Raw genomic sequence first — 17,746 nt, 5'->3', positions numbered from 1 at the left:
TAAAGCGCGGCAAGCGAACTGAAAAGATCCCCACGCGCTTCAGCGCTAAAATCGTATGTCAGGACGTCACTTTCAAGACAAGCGGCTTGTGTCCGGTCGCTTCCATGAAACGGATAAGGTCGCCGCTCGCAATCGAGGTCGTCGCGTCGTTGGAGAGCGGATGGCAGTTGACGATCTCCTCGCCCATCAGATCGGCATCGAGCACGAAGGTGACGCTCCCTGCCGTATCGTTGATCGCGCCGAAGGCGGTGACCGCTCCCGGAACGACCCCGAGATATTCCATCAGCTTCTCGGCCCTGCCGAAGGAAACCCGGCCGGACCCGCCGATCAAATTATGCACCTGCTTGAGATCGACCTCGGCATTTTCCTCCACGGTCAGCAGGAAATACCTGTCCTTCTTGTCCTTGACGAAGAGGTTCTTGGTATGCCCGCCGGGGATCTCGTCGCGCAGAGCAACCGATTCGGCCACAGTGAAGACAGGCGCGTGATCGACCGTCTTGTGGGCGATGCCGAGCCCGTCGAGAAAGGCAAACAATTCGTCTCTTGTCTTCGGGGCATTTTCGGACATCGGGCAATCCATTGGATAGGAAGGGAAAAGGCGAGGCGTCCTGATTAAGTCCGTCCACATCATTTGGCAATCTTCGCCACCGACGCTCTACCCCCACATTTGCGGCCTTTCCGCCCGGCCTCTGCGACCGCCGGAATTTTTCTTCGCCTCTTCGTCATTTCCCTGTTGCATTTGAAAATCCGTTAGGCCATATAGCGCCCGTCGCCACAAGGCGGCGCCCACGGTCCAACAACTACCCCGGACCGATGCGGATTGAGCGGGTGTAGCTCAGGGGTAGAGCACAACCTTGCCAAGGTTGGGGTCGAGGGTTCGAATCCCTTCGCCCGCTCCAGTTTCTCCCAGAAAATTAAACGTTTGCGTAGCGCCGCGATAGGCGCCGTTGCGCCAGGTACGGCAAGAGAGCATATAGCTCCGAAACTCATGCGTTTCCGAATCCAGATTGCATCCTGAAATCCTGGTGCAGCAGCAAATGACTGATGCTCAAGCATTTTAGCTCGCCACTTTGTGGCGCTAAGCGCCAACTCTCGCATCAAGGGCGATGACGGTCCGGACCGCTTCTTTGCGGCTTCTGGGTTGCCGATCGCATTGGAGACATACCTGGCATTCTGACAGCGGGTCCTGTGGTCGAATACCTGATGAGGTCGTGAATCATCGCCATTCTAGAAGGATACTGCGGATAGCCTCCTAGCGCGTAGGCATCGACTTCCTCTTCGATGAAACATCAGCCCGCCGGCTCCCCACCATAGTCTATATAGCACTTCGGAATCCCGAAATTGGTTGTGGGTTTGAAATCATTGGATGTTTCCCTGCGGCGACACTGCCCGCAACAGGACGAATTTCGGAATCCCGAAGCGAGGGAATTTCGGGATTCCGAAGTGGGATTTTTTCCTTATGGCGACGCGACTGCGTTTGTCGGCAGCAATCGGTCAGCGGCATCCGACGGAAAAAACCGAGTCGGCCGGAGGCTCACCGATTTCGGCATCTTCCACCTCGACGCCGGCTTTAGATTGTAATTTATTTTGGTTGATTGGTTCGTTTGTAAACCTATTGTCGATGCAAAAGGACGCGTCTTCGGATCGGATCCCGAATGGTCAGTTTATTGCAGCACGAACGCCATCGAGCGACACCGATCCGCACCCCGCGCGTCGACGCGGGCACTCGCCGGGATGCCAGCATCAACGCCCATAACGTCCTGATTGCTCCCAACACCAACTGAGGTTCCTCATGCGCATCGCCGTCGGTGGCATTCATATCGAATGCAGCACATACAACCCCGTCCTCAACGAGGAGAAGGATTTTCGTGTGGTGCGTGGGGACGCACTGCTGGCATCACCCTACTTCGCCTTCCTCAAGGATTACGATGCCGAGTTCCTGCCGACGATCCATGCCCGCGCCATTGCCGGAGGGCCGGTTGCGCGCGCCACTTACGAGGCCTTCAAGGGTGAATTCCTCGAGCGGCTGAAGCCGCTGCTGCCGCTCGACGGTCTCTATCTCGCCATGCACGGCGCCATGTATGTCGAGGGCATGGAGGATGCCGAGGGCGACTGGATCAGCGCGGCGCGGGCGCTGGTCGGCGAGGGTTGCACGGTTTCCGCCAGCTATGACCTGCACGGCAACGTCACCCAGCGCATCATCGATGCGCTCGACATCTATTCCACCTATCGCACCGCACCGCATATCGATGTCGAGGAGACGATGCGCCGCTCGGTCTCCATGCTGGTGAAGAGCCTGAAGACCGGCGAGAAGCCGGTCGTCCTCTGGGCGCCGATCCCGGTCGTCCTACCCGGCGAGCGCAGCAGCACCGTCGATGAGCCGGCTAAGAGCCTCTATGAATTGCTGCCCGGGATCGATGCGATCGACGGCGTCTGGGATGCATCGCTGATGGTCGGTTATGTCTGGGCCGACGAACCCCGCGCCACCGCCGCCGCCATCATGACCGGCACCGATCGTGCCGTGCTGGAGCGGGAAGCCAAGCGTCTCGCCAAGGCCTATTGGGACGTGCGCGAAGACTTCGTCTTCGGCTGTGAAACCGGCTCGGTCGAGGAATGCGTCGCGAGAGCGATCGCAAGCCCGACCGCGCCCGTCGTGCTTGCCGAATCCGGCGACAACCCCACAGGCGGCGGCGTCGGGGACCGGGCCGATGTGCTGGCCGAACTGATCGCCAGGGGTGCTGCCGGCGTCATCTTCGCCGGCATCACCGACAAGGCGGCGACCGAGGCCTGTTATGCCGCCGGCATCGGCGCCGAACGGGAGCTCAGCGTCGGCGCCTCGCTCGATACCAAGGGCAGTAAGCCGGTGACCGCCCGCTTCACGATCAAATTCCTGCACGAAACCGCGGACCCGACCGACCGCCAGGCCGTCGTTTCCATCGGCGGGATCGATCTCGTGCTCTGCGCCAAACGCCGGCCCTATCACAATATCGTCGATTTCACCCGGCTCGGCCTCGACCCGCACACGGCAAGGATTATCGTCGTCAAATCGGGTTACCTCTCGCCGGAGCTGGCGCCGATCGCCAATCCGAACCTGATGGCGCTGTCGACAGGGGTCGTCGACCAGTTCGTCGAGCGCCTGCCGCGGCTGCGCAAGCAGCATCCGACCTATCCCTTCGACAAGGACTTTGCCTTCGAGCTGCAGGTCTTTCTCTCCGCGCGCGCCTGAGCTTCGACCGATCCGAACGAGATCTGATTTCCCGGAAAGGACATTTGACATGACGGCATTCACGACCCGTCCAGAAATCCTCGGCACGTTCGGCGTCGTCACCTCGACACACTGGATCGCCTCGGCGGTCGGCATGAGCATTCTCGAAAAGGGCGGCAACGCCTTCGATGCCGCGGTGGCGGCGGGCTTCGTGCTGCAGATCGTCGAGCCGCATCTCTGCGGCCCGGGCGGCGACCTGCCGGCGGTGATTTATTCGAAGAGGAAGGACAAGGTCGAGGTCATCTGCGCGCAGGGACCGGCACCCGCCGGCGCCACCATCGAGCACTATGCGGGCGAAGGCCTGACGCTCATTCCCGGCGACGGCCTGCTTGCTACGGTCATCCCCGGTTCCTTCGACGGCTGGATGCTGATGCTGCGCGATTATGGCTCGATGAGCGTGCGCGAGGTGCTGGAGCCGGCGATCTACTATGCCGGGCACGGCCATCCCCTGCTGCCTGGTGTTTCCGCCACCATCAAGGGGCTGGCATCTTTCTTCGAGAAGGAATGGCCGACCTCTTACGAGACCTGGCTGCCCGGCGGCAGCGTCCCCGGGGCGCATGCGAATTTCAAGAACCCGGTGCTTGCCGAAACCTGGAAGTGTGTCATTGCCGAGGCCGAAACGAAACACGGCCGGGAAACGCAGGTGGAAGCGGCCCGCGACGCCTTCTATCGCGGCTTCATCGCCGAGACGATCGACAACTATCTCAAGACCGCCGAGGTGATGGATGCGAGCGGCAAGCGCCACAAGGGCGTGCTCACCGCAAACGACATGGCGAGTTGGTCGGCGACGATCGAGGCGCCGCTGACCTATGACTATCACGGCTGGACGATTGCCAAGACCGGCCCCTGGGGCCAGGGTCCGGTTTTCCTGCAGACCCTGTCGATCCTCAAGGGCTTCGATCTCGCCGCGATGGACCCGGCCGGCGCCGATTTCGTCCATACCGTCGCCGAGGCGATGAAGCTCGCCTTCGCCGACCGCGAGGTTTATTACGGCGATCCGGATTTTTCCGAGGTCCCCGTCGCGCATCTGCTGTCGGAGGCCTATGCCGCCGAGCGCCGCAAGCTTATCAGCGCGGATGCCAGCTTCGATCTTCGTCCCGGCATCGTGCCCGACTTGGAGGCGCAGCATGATCTGACGATGACGATGCTCGGCGCAGATTCCAGGACCGGCACCGTCTATGAGCCGACCATGGCGCATCTTTCCGAAAAGCGTGGCGACACCGTGCATATCGACGTGATCGACCGCGACGGCAACATGGTCTCCGTCACGCCCTCCGGCGGCTGGCTGCAGTCTTCGCCGACCGTGCCCGGCCTCGGCTTCTGCCTCAATTCCCGCGCCCAGATGTTCTGGCTGAAATCAGGCCTGCCGACCTCGCTTGCCCCGGGCAAACGGCCGCGCACGACGCTGACGCCTTCGCTCGGCCTCTACGAGGGCCGTCCGACGCTTGCCTTCGGCACGCCGGGCGGCGACCAGCAGGAGCAATGGCAGCTCTCCTTATTCCTGCGGCATGCGCACCACAAGCTGAACCTGCAGGCGGCGATCGACCAGCCGCTCTTCCATACGTCGCATTTCCCGAGCTCCTTTTATCCTCGCACCCGCGAGCCCGGCAGCCTGATGGTGGAAGCGAATTTCGGCGCCGATGTGCTCGCCGCACTCGCCCGCCAGGGCCACAAGCTGACGGTGGCCGATGAATGGACGATCGGCCGGCTGACCGCAGCAAGACGCGATGCCGACGGACTGATGCGCGCCGCAGCGACCCCGCGCCTGATGCAAGCCTATGCGGTCGGACGGTAGCGCCCAAGGCTTCGTCGGCCGCTTCAAGGCGCGCCGGAGAGAACAAGTATTGCGGGAAAATAACCTGTGCCCGCCCGGAGCGGCGTGGCTTTTTTGCTGCAGCGCTTATATGACTTCTGCTAGATATTATTTCACCAATAATTATTAACGACCAGTTCCGCCCAGTGTTCTCTTATCCCTACGAATCAAAAAGGTTTGATTTGCCCGGGGACGGCCACCATGTTGAGCATGGGGCGATGCAACAGTTGGGTAGGAGCCTATGCTGCAACGGATTGAAGACATTGATGCAGCACTCGTCGACAGGCTGCAGCATTCGGCATTCAAGTACTTCCTGAAATACTCCAACCCCGAAAATGGCCTGGTGGCCGATACCTCGATCGGCGGCGTGCCGGCGAGCATCGCAGCCGTCGGCTTTGCGCTCTCCTCCTATCCCGTCGGTGTCGAGCGCTCCTGGATCAGCCGCCAGGAAGCAGCCGAGCGCACGGTCAATACGCTGCGTTTCTTTGCCGAAGCGCGCCAGGGCGAAGAGCGCCACGCGACCGGCTACCGCGGCTTCTTCTACCACTTCCTGCACATGGATACCGGCAACCGCGCCTGGAACAGCGAGCTTTCGACGATCGATACGGCGCTGCTCGTCGCCGGCATCCTGACGGCAGCGCAATATTTCAATCGCGAAGACGACGAGACGGAAGTTGAAATCCGGGAACTCGCCACCTTCATCTACGAGCGCGTCGACTGGCGCTGGGCACTGAACAAGGGCGACACCATTGCCATGGGCTGGAAGCCCTCTTCCGGCTTCCTGCGCTGGCGCTATCACGGCTTCGACGAGGCGATCATCCTCTATGCGCTGGCGCTCGGCTCGCCGACGCACCCCATTCCGCAGTCATGCTACGACGCCTTTACGTCAAGCTATTCCTGGATGCTGCACGGCGAACAGTCCTACCTCTATGCCGGGCCGCTGTTCATCCATCTCTTCTCGCACGCCTGGATCGATTTCCGCGGCATTCGGGACAAGCCGATGGCAGAGCGCAACTGGGATTATTTCCGCAACACGCAGGTTGTCATCAACGTCCAGCGTGATTATGCCGAGCGCAATCCCGGCCAGTTCGTCGGTTATAACAGGAATATCTGGGGATTTTCCGCCTGTGACGGCCCGCCGCCGACACGGCGCATGCGCGGCGGCCGCCAGCCGAAGGTTCTGGGTTATGCCGCCCGCGGCGCCCCGCTCGGCCCCGATGACGGCACGATCGCGCCCTGGGCCGCCCTCGCCTGCCTGCCCTACGACAAGCAGGCCGCTCTCGACGGCACCAAGGCGCTTCTGACCACCTATCCGAACCTGCTTTTGGAAGGCGGCTTTCCCGGCGGCTTCAATCCAACGGTCAAGACCAGGCGGCCGGAAGGCTGGGTCGACGACCGCACCGTCGGCATCGACCAGGGTCTTGTCGTGATGACGATCGAGAACGAGCGCTCCGACTTCATCTGGAAGCTGATGCGGCAATCGCCCGTCTTCCGCCTCGGGCTCGAGCGCGCCGGCTTTACCGGCGGCTGGCTCGAAGGCATCGAGCCGGAAGAAGTGGTGCGCAAGTTCGGCTAAAACATAGTCCCGATAATCGAAATCGATTTCCGGGACTCTCACTCAGTTCTCGAAGACATGCGCCTTGCCGGCGATATCGAGGCGAACGAGGTCGCCTCGCGCCGGCAGCGCGACGCTCGAGGTTTTGATCAGGATCGGCGGTAGGGCAACGCCGTCCAGCGAAACCGCAACCGTGCAGACCGCGCCGCCGAATTCCACCTCGACGACACGGCCGCCATAGCTGCGGTCGATTTCATCGGCAACGACGCGGATCTGTTCGGGCCGCAGCATGATCTCCGCCTTCCCCTGGCGACTGCCCTCGACGGCAACGTGGCCGAGGGCGCAATCGGCAAGACCGTTGCGGATGATGGCGGGAAGCAGCACGGCGTCACCGAGAAACAGCGCCGTCTCGCGATCGCGCGGATGCAGATACAAGGATTGCGGCGACCCGGCCTGGATCAACCGTCCTTCCCTCAGCACCGCCACCTGATCGGCAAAGGTCAGCGCCTCTTCCTGATCATGGGTGACGAGAATGGTAGTGATGCCGGCCGCCTGCAGCACGCGCGCCACCGCCTTGCGCATATTCTCGCGCAGCCCGGTATCGAGGGCCGAGAAAGGTTCGTCGAGCAGCATCAGCCGCGGCTTGCGGCCGAGCGCGCGGGCGAGCGCCACGCGCTGCTGCTGGCCGCCGGACAGCTGATGCGGGCGCCGCACCAGCATGCCGCGGTCGAGCTCGACCATATCGAGCAGATCGAGGATGCGCTTGTCGCGATCGGCTGCCCCGCGCTCAAACCCGAAGCCGATATTCTCGGCAACGCTTAGGTGCGGAAACAGCGCGCCATCCTGCGAGACGATGCCGATGCCGCGCTTGTGCGCCGGCACTGTCGCCGCACCGTCTGCCAGCACCTCGCCATCCAGCGTCACACGGCCGACATCGGGCTGCTCGAAGCCGGCAATGATGCGCAGCAGGGTCGTCTTGCCCGAGCCGGACGGGCCGACGACGGCGGTGCGGCTGCCCGCCGAGACGTCGAGCGAAATATCCTTCAACGCCTGCACCGGGCCGTAGCGCTTGCTGATGTTTTCGATCGTAAGCAGCGTCATTGGCCGACGGTCCGTTTCGATTGGGTATAGAGTGTCAGGGTGAGCGGCAGCGACAGAACGACCATCATGAAGGCATAGGGTGCGGCCGAGACGTAATCGATCTCGCTGGTCAGCGACCAGAATTTCGTCGCCAGCGTATCGACGCCGTTGGGCGACAGCATCAGTGTCGCCGTCAGTTCATTGGTAATGCCGAGTGCCGTGAGCGCGACGCTGGCAGCAGCTCCCGGTGCTGCAAGCCGCATGGTGATCTGCCGTACCGCCTGGCCCGGCGTGCGGCCGAGGCCCATCGCGGCGCGCTCCAGCTCCACCGGAGCCTGGGCGATGCTGGCACGCAGCCCGACCATGGCACGCGGCAGGAAAAGCATCACATAGGCGACAATGAGCGTTGCGAAGGTCTGATAGAGCGGCAGCACGAGACGCACGGTGATCGTCACCAGCGCCAGCGCCACGACGACGCCCGGCAGCGAGCCGACATAATAATGGCAGGCCTCGAGCACGCGCTGGAACCGGCCGGGCGCCCGCACCGAAAGCCAGGCCATCGGTGCCGCGGCAATCGTCGCCAGCACGCCGCCGACAATGGCAAGCACAATCGTCTGCAGGAAGGCGCTGCCGACTTCGATGCGCCAGATGTCGGCGCCGCCGAGATAGAGCCAGCGACCAAGCGTCACCAGCGGCACGCCGAGGGTCAGCACCGCCAGGATGATGGGCAGCAAAACGGCCGGCACCACGAACCAGCCCAGCCGGCGGCGGTCCGCCGGACGCGGCGAGCCGGAACCGACGCGGGCATAACGTTCGTTGCCGCGCACCAGCACCTCGAGGCCGAGCAGAAAAAGACAACAGGCGACGAGCACGCCGCCGAGCATGTTGGAGGCCGGGCTGTTGTAGGAGGACTGGAACTGGTCGACGATGGCAGTCGCGAAAGTGTCGAACCGGATCATCACGAACAGGCCGTACTCCGACAGCAGATGCAGCGCGATCAGCAGCGAGCCGCCGCAGATGGGCAGCCTCAGCTGCGGCAGCACGGCGCGGAAAAACACCCGCCAGGGATTGAGGCCGAGCGAAGCCGCCGCATCTTCGATCGCCGGATCGAGACGGCGCAATGCTGCGGCAACTGGCAGGTAGAGGAAGGGATAATAGGCGATGACCGAGACGAAGACACCGCTCTGCAGGCCGCGCATGCCGGGAACGAGGCTGACCCAGGCATAGCTGTGCACGAAGGCGGGCACGGCGAGCGGAGCAATTGCAAGCCAGGCCCAGAGCCGCGGGAAAGGGATGTCCGTCCGCTCGGTCAGCCAGGCAAGCGTCACGGCAAGCGCGATCGACAGCGGAATGGTGATTGTTTCAAGCAGAACCGTATTGACCAGGAGTTCGCCGACGCGCGGCCGGAAGACCAGGGCCTTCACCGTTTCCCAGCCGACATCGTAGGTTACCCAGCCGATGAAACCGAGCGGCACGAGGCTGAAGATCGCGACCACGGTGGCAAGCAGGATCACCGAAGCGTGCGGCATGCGTCCACGCGGCAAAACCATTCGCACGGTCCTCGGCGCCACCGGCGCTTCGTTGCCGGATGCGAGCAATCTGTTGTCCTGCAGCAAGGCCGATGCCTTCACACGCTGAAAAAGGAAGGCAACCGCCTTTGAAAGACGGTTGCCGGATATCGTCATGCCCTAAGGTTTTCTTGAGCCAAAAGCAACAGTTTTGGCCGAGGCAAGCCTGCGGCAGAAAAGTCAAAGCATGTCGCGCAAAAGTGTGCCGCGGTTTTGCGACGACGACATGCGGAAAACGAAAGATCTAAAGTGTGGCACGCCACGCTTTAGATCAGGCCGGCCGCCGTCATCAGCTCCACGACCTTCTTGCTGTCGAGGGTCGAAGCTTCGACCTTCGGCGCGTTGAGATCGGCAAGCGGCGTGAGCTTGTCGTTGGAAGGCGCATCCTTGCCGATGGCATATTCATAAGAGGTGCCGTCCTTGAGAACCGCCTGGCCGGCCTTACCGGTGACGAACTTCAGGAAAGCCTGGGCTTCCTTCATGTGCTGCGTGGACTTCAGGACGCCGCCGCCCGAAACGCTGACGAAAGCGCCCGGATCCTGGTTCTTGAAGTAATGCATGCCGACATTTTTGCTGTTCTCGCCGGTTTTGGCCTGATCGCCGAACCAGTAATAATGATAGATGACCGCGCCTTCGACTTCGCCGGCATTGACGGCCTTCATGGCGACGCTGTTGCCCTTGTAGGGCGTGGCATTGTCCTTGAGGCCCTTCAGCCATGCCTTGGTGGCATCTTCGCCCTTCAGCTGCAGCAGGGCTGCGACGATGGCCTGGAAGTCGGCGCCGGCAGGTGCCGCACCCCAGCGGCCCTTCCAGGCCGGATCCTGGAGGTCGAGCAGCGACTTCGGCAGCTTGTCTTCGGTGAGCTTCGTCTTGTCATAGGCAAAAACGGTGGTGCGGGCGGCAATGCCGGTCCACATGCCGTCAGCCGGGCGATACTGATCCGGAACCTGATCCAGCGTTTCCTTTTCGATGGGGGCGAAAAGGCCCGCGCCATCGACCAGCGTCATGGCAGGCGAATTCTCGGTCAGGAAGACGTCAGCCGGAGAGGCGTCGCCTTCCTGGATGATCTGGTTGGCGAACTGCATGTCGCTGCCCTGGCGCATGGTGACCTTGATGCCGGTCTCCTTTGTGAAAGCATCGATCCATTCGCGGCCGAGGCTTTCGTGCTGGGCATTGTAAACGACGAGACCTTCATCCTGCGCATTGGCGCTGCCTGCAAGCGCAGTGGCGGAAAAAAGCGAAGCGGCAAGCGCGAGGGAAAAACGGTTAAGAGCAGTGTTCATGATGGCCTCCGTAGCGATGTCACCCGAGCTCTCCAAGGGCGATCAGAGGCGTATATTTTTCCTGACTGTCAATTTCAAGTTTGGATTGGCCGGAAAAGACATCACAATAACTTGACAAAATATTTCATATTACCACGGAATAAATCTCAATTCGGTCAAAGGCGACGCTCCGCAAGCGCCGCCTTTTCTTTTGTAGCCGGCCTATTCGACGTCGAACTTGACGCCCTGCGCCAGCGGCAACGTTCTGCCGTAGTTGATCGTGTTGGTGGAGCGGCGCATATAGGCCTTCCAGGCATCCGAGCCGGATTCGCGGCCGCCGCCGGTCTCCTTCTCACCACCGAAGGCGCCGCCGATCTCGGCACCCGACGGCCCGAGGTTGACGTTGGCGATGCCGCAATCCGAACCGCGGGCAGAGACGAAGGTTTCGGCCTCGCGCATGTCGTTGGTGAAGATCGACGACGACAGTCCCTGCGGCACGGCATTATGCAGCGCCAGCACCGCGTCGAAGTCGCTGTATTTCATCACATAGAGGATCGGTGCGAAGGTCTCGTGTTCGACCGGGCCGGTCTGATCAGGCATTTCGACGAGCGCCGGGCGAACGTAGAAGGCATCGGTCAAACCGTTGCCGACGCGCTCGCCGCCGGTCACCGTGCCGCCGGCCGATTTCGCCTCGCCGAGTGCGGCCTGCATCTTCTCGAAAGCCTGGCCGTCGATCAGCGGCCCCACAAGCGTGCCGCTTTCCAGCGGATTGCCGATGGTGACGGAGCCATAGGCCTTCTGCAGGCGCGGCACCAGCTGGTCGTAGACGCTTTCATGCACGAACAGACGGCGCAGCGTCGTGCAGCGCTGGCCGGCCGTGCCCATGGCGGAGAAGGCAACGCCGCGCAGCGTCAGGTCGAGATCGGCGCTCGGGCAGACGATCGCCGCATTGTTGCCGCCGAGTTCGAGAATGCCGCGGGCAAAACGCTGCGACAGGCGCGGACCGACCGCCCGGCCCATGGCCGTCGAGCCGGTGGCGGAGACGAGCGGGATCTTCGGATGGTCGACCAGCACTTCGCCGACATCGCGGCCGCCGATGATCAGCGTCGACAGATTGGCAGGCGCCGTGCCGCCCTCGGCGACGAAACGCTTCAGCGCCTTTTCGAACAGCGCCTGCACGGCAAGCGCAGTTAGCGGCGTCTTTTCCGAAGGCTTCCAGACAGTGGAATTGCCGCAGACCATCGCCAGCGCCGCATTCCACGACCAGACGGCGACCGGGAAATTGAAGGCGGAGATGATGCCGACCACGCCGAGCGGATGCCAGCTTTCCATCATCCGGTGCTCGGAGCGCTCGGTGGCGATCGTCAGGCCGTAGAGCTGGCGGGAAAGACCGACGGCGAAATCGCAGATGTCGATCATCTCCTGCACTTCGCCGAGGCCTTCGGAGGTGATCTTGCCGACCTCGATCGAGACGAGACGGCCGAGCGCCGTCTTTGCGGCGCGCAGCTCCTCGCCGAGCAGGCGGACCAGTTCGCCGCGCTTCGGCGCCGGCACGGCACGCCATTCGAGGAAGGCCTGGTGCGCCGCTTCGATCGCCGCCTTCATCTCGGAAACGGAATGCTCCTTGAGTTTGCCGATTTCCTTGCCGGTGACCGGCGAGGTGACGGAAAGCGTGCCGCCGTGATAGCGGCCGGCATCGACGCCGAGTTCGGCAAGCAGCTTGGCGGTTTCGGTGGCGAGATCGAGGACGGCGATGGTCATTGTCGTGTTTCCAATCTTATTGTGCTTTAGAAGCGGGCATCGGCGAAATGGGCGACCTGAGCGCCGGCTTCGTACCATATTTCCTTGAGCGCGCGGAAGCTCGGTTCGGTGGGTGCCGTCAGCGGCAGCGGTAGATCGGCTTCCGGAAGCCGGCCGAGGATATGCTCTGCCAGCGTGCGACCAAAGACCGTGCCGGGTGCAATGCCGCGGCCATTGTAACCCGAAAAGCCGACAACCCCAGGCGCGAATTTGTGGAAGCGCGGCAGCGCATTGTCGGTCATGCCGATCTGGCCATACCATTCGCACTCGAATTCGACATCGCCAATAACGGGGAAGAGCCGCTTCAATGCGCGTTTCGCCCAGCCCTTGTGCACGGCAAGCCCGGTATTGCGCAGCGCCCCGACACTGCCGAAAACGAGCCGGCCGGCCTGGTCCATGCGGAAGGAGGAGAGGATTTCCTTGGTATCCCATGCGCCTTCCCGCCCCGGCAGGATCGACTGACGCAGATTATGGCCGAGCGGCGCGGTGGCGAAATTGAAATAGGGCAGATAGACCTGTTCGTTGCGCACCTGCTCGAAAGGACCGGTGCTGTAGGCATCGGTCGCAACGATGATCCAGTCCGCGCTGACCTCGCCCTTTGCCGTCTTCACGATCCAGCGGCTGCCGTTTTGCTCCGTTGCAATGACGGGGCTGGATGTGTGAATGGCGACCCCGGCCTTGACGGCGGCATGGGCAAGGCCGCGGGCATAGGCAAGTGGCTGCAGCGTTCCGGCGCGTTTGTCGAGCAGCGAACCGGTATAGGCATCGCTGCCGATGCGTTTGGCGGTCTCCGCCGCATCGAGCAGCGTCACGGGCGCGCCGCGCGCAGACCATTGCGCCGCGCGTTCCTCGATCTCCTTCAGCCCGTCCGCGCCGACCGCGCAATGTAGCGTACCGTTCCGTTCGAGTTCGCAGGCGATGCCATGCTTGTCGATCAGCGCCATGACCAGTTTCGGCGCATTGCCGAGCAGATCGAGCAGGCGTTCGCCATGCACCGGGCCGAGCACGCCGGGCAGATCGTCAGGCATCACCCACATGCCGGCATTGATCAGGCCGACATTGCGCCCCGCGCCGCCGAAACCGATCTCCTTCGCCTCCAGCAGCACCACCTTCGAGCCGGCTTCGGCAAGATGCAAAGCGGAGGAGAGGCCGAGGTAACCGCCGCCGACGATGACGACATCGGCCGAGACCGCGCCTTCCAGAGGTGCGGTGGCCGGCGGTTCGGGGGCGGTCTTTTCCCAAAGGCCGTGGGAGCGCGGATCATTCAGCATGGTTTGGTCCGATCGGATCGAAATTGCGCTACTCTAACCCATAAAACCAGGTGTTGAAGCCGACATTTCAGGCAACGGTCTTCAGCTGCAGGCCTGCAAGGCCGAGCGCTTCCATCGCCGCCTCCAGCGAGGTCGCCTGGCGCTCGGCATAAAGCGCCAGCTCGTCCTGAACGGTGGCGCCGAGCGCCGCCTCGAAGGCATCGCGGTTGGAATGCGTCGCATAATTCTGCTGCTGATCGGTGCCGAGATTCGACTGGAAAATGCCGGCCGCGCTGACGGGCAGGAAGTCTTCATAGACGATCGGTGCGAAGGCAAGATAACCCTTGGCGATCAGCGCCGCCGGATCGCTGGGCAGCGTACTGCCGACCGCGGCGGCAATGCCCGCAGGCGTCGCGGAATAGCGGAAGAAGGCGAGATCCGCCTTGCGCAGCTCATCCCAGCTGTCCGGCAATGCCTTGAAACGCGTGGCGAGTTCGTCGTCGTAGGCGCCAGCCTTGGCGCCGCCGGCGCCGACCTGCACCTCGCCGCGAACCGAGGCGAGCAGTTGGTCGTAGAGCGCCCGGCCCTTGGCCGTCAGCGCCACGCCGCGCTGTTCGATCTCGCCGAAACGAGCGGTATGCGTCCCTTGAACCGCATCCTTGTCACCGGAAAAGATGATCGTTTCCTCCAGCGCCTTGAAACTCGTCTGCCGCAGCAAGATATCGCAATGACGGCGCGGCGGCCCTTCGATGACGGCTTTCGGCGTGATGCCGCGTTCCGGCATGCGGGCCTGGACCGCGTCGATATCGAGCGTGCGCGGCGTCAGGTGGTTGATGTGCGGTCCCTTGAAGCTAACGACGTCGGCGATCAGCCGGTGCGCATCGTGCAGGCGCTTATAGGTCTCGGCGCTGACCGTCGCCTCGCCGTGCCAGCGGAAGGTTTCAAGCGCCTCGGCGACGAATTCCCGCGCTTCCGCCTCGGTCAGGCCGCCATTCTGCTCGTGACGCTCGATCAGCGCGACGGCGCGCGGCGTATAGATGCGCCGCGCCGCCAGAATGGCTTCGGCTTCAGCGCGCAGTCCTTCGTCCTCGATCAGTTCCAATCGCAACAGCGAGGTGAAGACCCGGAACGGATTGACGTTGAGCGCCGCCTCGTCGATCGGCCGGAAGCTGGTGGAATGAACCGGCACGCCGGCGACCGAGAGATCGTAATAGCCGACCGGCTGCATGCCCATGACCGCAAACAGGCGGCGGATGGTGAAAAGCTCCTCTGCCGTGCCGAGCCGGATGGCGCCGTGGCGCTCGACGTCGATGCGCTCCAGCTCGCCGGCTTGGGTCAAACGCTCGCGCAGATCGGGGTCGTTTTCGAGGCAACCGGCATTCACGTCAGCCACCAGTTCGATCAGCGTGCCGTATTGCGGCACCTCCGCCCGATACATCTGCGACATCGCTTCGGTGAAAAGCGAGCGGATACGGTCTGTGGAAACGAAGGCTTGCGGCATCAGAGAACTCCGGCTCATTCCGTTTTTGCAGGATGAGCCTCTTTACTTCAGCCACAAAGCCGGAAATATCGACAATTTGGAAATAGCTCATTCTGAAATGGAATGACGATGTTCGCTTCAAGGCGTTTTCTGCCGTCGATTTCACATCTCGCCGCCTTCGAGGCGGTTGCCCGCACCGGCAGCGTGACGGCGGCCGCGCGCGAACTCGATCTGACGCAGAGCGCCGTCAGCCGCCAGGTGAGCGCGCTGGAGGAGCAGCTCGGCGTCGAGCTCTTCCTGCGCGAACGCCAGACCATGCGGCTGACGCTGGCCGGCGACAGTTATGCCCGTGAGATCCGCGAGGCGCTGCGGCGCATATCGAGCGCCTCGCTGAACCTGCGCGCCAATCCGCATGGCGGCACGCTCAATCTCGCCATCCTGCCGACCTTCGGCACCCGCTGGCTGGCGCCGCGCCTTGGCCGCTTCCTCGCTGCCAATCCCGGTGTAACCATCAATCTGGTGACCCGGCTTTCGCCCTTCGATTTCCGCCTCGATTCGATCGACGCCGCCATCCATTTCGGTCATCCGCACTGGCCGGGCGCCGAACTCGCCTTTCTGATGTCCGAGCGCACGGTACCGGCCTGCAGTCCCGATTTTCTGAAACAATACGCGATCTCCGGGCCGCAGGATCTGCTTGCCGTTCCGCTTCTGCACTTGACGACGCGCCCGGATGCCTGGGAGCAATGGTTTGCCGGCAACGGCGTTTCCTTCGAAAACGTCCACGGTATGCTGTTCGACCAGTTCGCCACCGCCGCACAGGCGGCGATCGCCGGTCTCGGCGTCGCCCTGTTGCCGACATTCCTGATGCAGGAGGAGATCAGGCGCGGCGATCTCGTCGCCGCCGTCGACCGAGAAATGGAGAGCCGCGAGCGCTATTATCTCGCCTTTCCCAGAGAGCGTGCCGATTATGCGCCGCTTGCCGCCTTTCGCGATTGGATCGTCGCGGAAGCCGCCGCCAACCCGGCGGCGTGACGAACGGCTTGCATCGGCACGGCGCTTTCGACCATTATGCCGGCCAAACAACTTTGCAGGAAATCCCCATGAAGCCGATCTTCGTCCAGCTCCAATGCGCCCCCGGCAAGACCTATGAGGTCGCCGACGCCATCTACCAGACCGAACTGGTCTCGGAGCTCTATTCCACAAGCGGCGACTACGACCTGCTGCTGAAGGTCTACATCGAGGAAGGCCAGGATATCGGCAAGTTCATCAACGACAACATCGCCAATATATCAGGCATCGTCCGCTCGCTGACGACGTTGACCTTCAAGGCCTTCTGATCTCCATCAGAGGCGGTTAACCTTTTTCGCGAAGAATCGCCTTTCAGGATACCGCTTAAACCGCAGCTTAACGCCTGAGATATCTGGTCGTTGCTATAAGAGTCCCGCCTCGACATGAGGCGGCGTGCGCAGCGATAGGTGGAAAATGGCGATCGTCGAGGCAGATACGGTGCGCGAGAGGCTGCAGCCGGAAAAGGCGCCGCTGATCGTCCATGTCGTGCGCCAGTTCCTGCCCAATCGCGGCGGCCTGGAAGACGTCGTCGCCAATCTCAGCCGCCAGACCGTGCGCCGCGGTTATCGTGTCCGCGTCGTCACCCTCGATTCGCTGTTCACCGCGCCTGAAGACAAGCTGCCGCCGCGCGAGAATATCGACGGCATCGAGGTGGTGCGCATTCCCTGGTCCGGCAGCAGCCGTTATCCGCTGGCGCCGCAGGTTTTCCGCCATCTCGGCGATGCCGATCTGGTGCATGTCCATGCCATCGACTTCTTCTTCGATGCGCTCGCCTGGGGCCGGCGGCTGCATGGCAAGCCGATGATCGTCACCACCCATGGCGGCTTCTTCCACACCAGGAAATACGCGACGATCAAGAAGATCTGGTTCCGGACGCTGACCCGCGCTTCGGCGCTGGCCTACCGGCGCGTCGTCTGCTGCAGCGCTTCCGACCTCAAGCAGTTTGCCGAGATCGTGCCCGACAGCCTGCTGATCGAAAACGGCGCCGATATCGGCAAGTTCGCCGACACCGCTTCGCGCCAGGCAAGACGCCGCATCGTCACCATCGGGCGGTTCTCGGTGAACAAGCGGCTGGACCATCTGCTCGATGCGATGGCCGTACTGAAGACCCGCGACCCGGAATGGCATCTCGACATCGTCGGGGCCGAATCCGATCTGATCCGGGCCGATGTCGAAGCCGCGATCGAAGGCCGCAAGCTTTCCGGCCGCGTCACCCTGCACGTCTCCCCCGATAACGGCACTATTCGGCGCATCATCGCTGAGGCCTCGCTCTTTGCTTCCGCCTCGGAATATGAAGGTTTCGGCCTGGTGGCGCTGGAGGCGATGAGCGCCGGCCTGCTGCCGGTGCTGAACGCCAACGATGCCTTTGCCACGCTTGCCGGCCGACATCCGGTCATCCGGCTTGCCGATTTCACCAATTCAGAGACCGCCGCGACAGCGATCGAAGCCGCCTATGAGGCTCTCGCACGCCAACCGGACGTCGTCCGCACCAAGCTTCTCGACGCCGCACGCGGCTATTCCTGGGACATCGTTGCCGGCCGTTACATCGATCTCTATCGGTCGCTGAACGTCGCCGCCGCCGACCGGATCTGATCCTAAAATCCC

Annotated in this window: 13 protein-coding genes and 1 tRNA gene; 7 read left to right on the top strand and 7 right to left on the bottom strand. The window is 62.7% G+C overall.

Annotated elements, in window-relative coordinates; all coding sequences use genetic code 11:
- Positions 1-58: 58 nt before the first annotated feature.
- Positions 59-568: a prolyl-tRNA synthetase associated domain-containing protein gene (locus CO667_RS08305; RefSeq protein WP_097617920.1), complete on the bottom strand. Its 510-nt coding sequence runs from the start codon at positions 566-568 to the stop codon at positions 59-61.
- A 256-nt stretch (positions 569-824) separates the two neighbouring features.
- On the opposite strand from CO667_RS08305, the gene CO667_RS08300 reads away from it, so the two are divergent.
- From CO667_RS08300 to CO667_RS08280, 4 genes are all read left to right on the top strand, one after another.
- A tRNA-Gly gene (locus CO667_RS08300) sits at positions 825-899 on the top strand.
- An 893-nt stretch (positions 900-1,792) separates the two neighbouring features.
- Positions 1,793-3,226, top strand: a complete 1,434-nt coding sequence (locus CO667_RS08290; protein WP_097617919.1) for a M81 family metallopeptidase — start codon at positions 1,793-1,795, stop codon at positions 3,224-3,226.
- A gap of 49 nt (positions 3,227-3,275) precedes the next feature.
- Complete coding sequence (locus CO667_RS08285; protein ID WP_097617918.1) at positions 3,276-5,060, top strand: gamma-glutamyltransferase family protein; 1,785 nt, start codon at positions 3,276-3,278, stop codon at positions 5,058-5,060.
- Between the two features lie 259 nt (positions 5,061-5,319).
- On the top strand, positions 5,320-6,654 hold the full coding sequence (locus tag CO667_RS08280; protein ID WP_097617917.1) for a glucoamylase family protein: 1,335 nt from the start codon (positions 5,320-5,322) through the stop codon (positions 6,652-6,654).
- 42 nt (positions 6,655-6,696) lie between these two features.
- Here the strand turns inward: CO667_RS08280 and CO667_RS08275 are convergent, their stop codons facing one another.
- From CO667_RS08275 to CO667_RS08250, 6 genes are all read right to left on the bottom strand, one after another.
- Positions 6,697-7,734, bottom strand: a complete 1,038-nt coding sequence (locus CO667_RS08275; protein WP_097617916.1) for an ABC transporter ATP-binding protein — start codon at positions 7,732-7,734, stop codon at positions 6,697-6,699.
- Positions 7,731-9,398 carry an iron ABC transporter permease gene (locus CO667_RS08270; protein WP_097617915.1) on the bottom strand — a complete coding sequence of 556 codons (1,668 nt, stop codon included), beginning with the start codon at positions 9,396-9,398 and terminating at the stop codon, positions 7,731-7,733. The genes CO667_RS08275 and CO667_RS08270 overlap by 4 nt, the downstream gene beginning before the upstream one ends.
- Positions 9,399-9,547: 149 nt before the next feature.
- Positions 9,548-10,564: an iron ABC transporter substrate-binding protein gene (locus tag CO667_RS08265; RefSeq protein ID WP_097617914.1), complete on the bottom strand. Its 1,017-nt coding sequence runs from the start codon at positions 10,562-10,564 to the stop codon at positions 9,548-9,550.
- Between the two features lie 201 nt (positions 10,565-10,765).
- On the bottom strand, positions 10,766-12,304 hold the full coding sequence (locus CO667_RS08260; RefSeq protein ID WP_097617913.1) for an aldehyde dehydrogenase family protein: 1,539 nt from the start codon (positions 12,302-12,304) through the stop codon (positions 10,766-10,768).
- A gap of 26 nt (positions 12,305-12,330) precedes the next feature.
- Entirely contained in the window at positions 12,331-13,614 is a 1,284-nt protein-coding gene (locus tag CO667_RS08255) for an FAD-binding oxidoreductase (protein ID WP_097617912.1), read from the bottom strand.
- 67 nt (positions 13,615-13,681) lie between these two features.
- The gene (locus CO667_RS08250) at positions 13,682-15,112 is read right to left on the bottom strand and encodes a VOC family protein (RefSeq protein WP_097617911.1); all 1,431 of its coding nucleotides are present in this window, start codon (positions 15,110-15,112) and stop codon (positions 13,682-13,684) included.
- Positions 15,113-15,196: 84 nt separating this feature from the next.
- Between CO667_RS08250 and CO667_RS08245 the strand changes: the two genes are divergently transcribed.
- The 3 genes from CO667_RS08245 to CO667_RS08235 all read left to right on the top strand — a co-directional run bounded on the left by CO667_RS08245 (position 15,197) and on the right by CO667_RS08235 (position 17,734).
- Positions 15,197-16,105 carry a LysR family transcriptional regulator gene (locus tag CO667_RS08245; protein WP_097617910.1) on the top strand — a complete coding sequence of 303 codons (909 nt, stop codon included), beginning with the start codon at positions 15,197-15,199 and terminating at the stop codon, positions 16,103-16,105.
- A gap of 68 nt (positions 16,106-16,173) precedes the next feature.
- Complete coding sequence (locus tag CO667_RS08240) at positions 16,174-16,410, top strand: Lrp/AsnC ligand binding domain-containing protein (protein ID WP_097589936.1); 237 nt, start codon at positions 16,174-16,176, stop codon at positions 16,408-16,410.
- 145 nt (positions 16,411-16,555) lie between these two features.
- Positions 16,556-17,734 (top strand): glycosyltransferase family 4 protein, encoded by a 1,179-nt coding sequence (locus CO667_RS08235; protein ID WP_097617909.1) that lies wholly within the window; start codon positions 16,556-16,558, stop codon positions 17,732-17,734.
- Positions 17,735-17,746: the final 12 nt, after the last annotated feature.

The sequence above is a fragment of the Rhizobium sp. L43 genome (genome assembly GCF_002531725.1).
Taxonomy (GTDB): domain Bacteria; phylum Pseudomonadota; class Alphaproteobacteria; order Rhizobiales; family Rhizobiaceae; genus Rhizobium.
The sequence above is the reverse complement of the archived record's forward strand: the minus strand, read 5'-3'. Positions and strand labels throughout refer to the sequence as shown.

What these genes read in the sequence shown, in the direction of transcription:
- CO667_RS08255 (WP_097617912.1), bottom strand. Translation starts at nt 13,614, where the DNA reads ATGCTGAATGATCCGCGCTCCCACGGCCTTTGGGAAAAGACCGCCCCC.
- CO667_RS08250 (WP_097617911.1), bottom strand. Translation starts at nt 15,112, where the DNA reads ATGAGCCGGAGTTCTCTGATGCCGCAAGCCTTCGTTTCCACAGACCGT.
- CO667_RS08265 (WP_097617914.1), bottom strand. Translation starts at nt 10,564, where the DNA reads ATGAACACTGCTCTTAACCGTTTTTCCCTCGCGCTTGCCGCTTCGCTT.
- CO667_RS08240 (WP_097589936.1), top strand. Translation starts at nt 16,174, where the DNA reads ATGAAGCCGATCTTCGTCCAGCTCCAATGCGCCCCCGGCAAGACCTAT.
- CO667_RS08260 (WP_097617913.1), bottom strand. Translation starts at nt 12,304, where the DNA reads ATGACCATCGCCGTCCTCGATCTCGCCACCGAAACCGCCAAGCTGCTT.
- CO667_RS08275 (WP_097617916.1), bottom strand. Translation starts at nt 7,734, where the DNA reads ATGACGCTGCTTACGATCGAAAACATCAGCAAGCGCTACGGCCCGGTG.
- CO667_RS08235 (WP_097617909.1), top strand. Translation starts at nt 16,556, where the DNA reads ATGGCGATCGTCGAGGCAGATACGGTGCGCGAGAGGCTGCAGCCGGAA.
- CO667_RS08290 (WP_097617919.1), top strand. Translation starts at nt 1,793, where the DNA reads ATGCGCATCGCCGTCGGTGGCATTCATATCGAATGCAGCACATACAAC.
- CO667_RS08285 (WP_097617918.1), top strand. Translation starts at nt 3,276, where the DNA reads ATGACGGCATTCACGACCCGTCCAGAAATCCTCGGCACGTTCGGCGTC.
- CO667_RS08280 (WP_097617917.1), top strand. Translation starts at nt 5,320, where the DNA reads ATGCTGCAACGGATTGAAGACATTGATGCAGCACTCGTCGACAGGCTG.
- CO667_RS08270 (WP_097617915.1), bottom strand. Translation starts at nt 9,398, where the DNA reads ATGACGATATCCGGCAACCGTCTTTCAAAGGCGGTTGCCTTCCTTTTT.
- CO667_RS08305 (WP_097617920.1), bottom strand. Translation starts at nt 568, where the DNA reads ATGTCCGAAAATGCCCCGAAGACAAGAGACGAATTGTTTGCCTTTCTC.
- CO667_RS08245 (WP_097617910.1), top strand. Translation starts at nt 15,197, where the DNA reads ATGACGATGTTCGCTTCAAGGCGTTTTCTGCCGTCGATTTCACATCTC.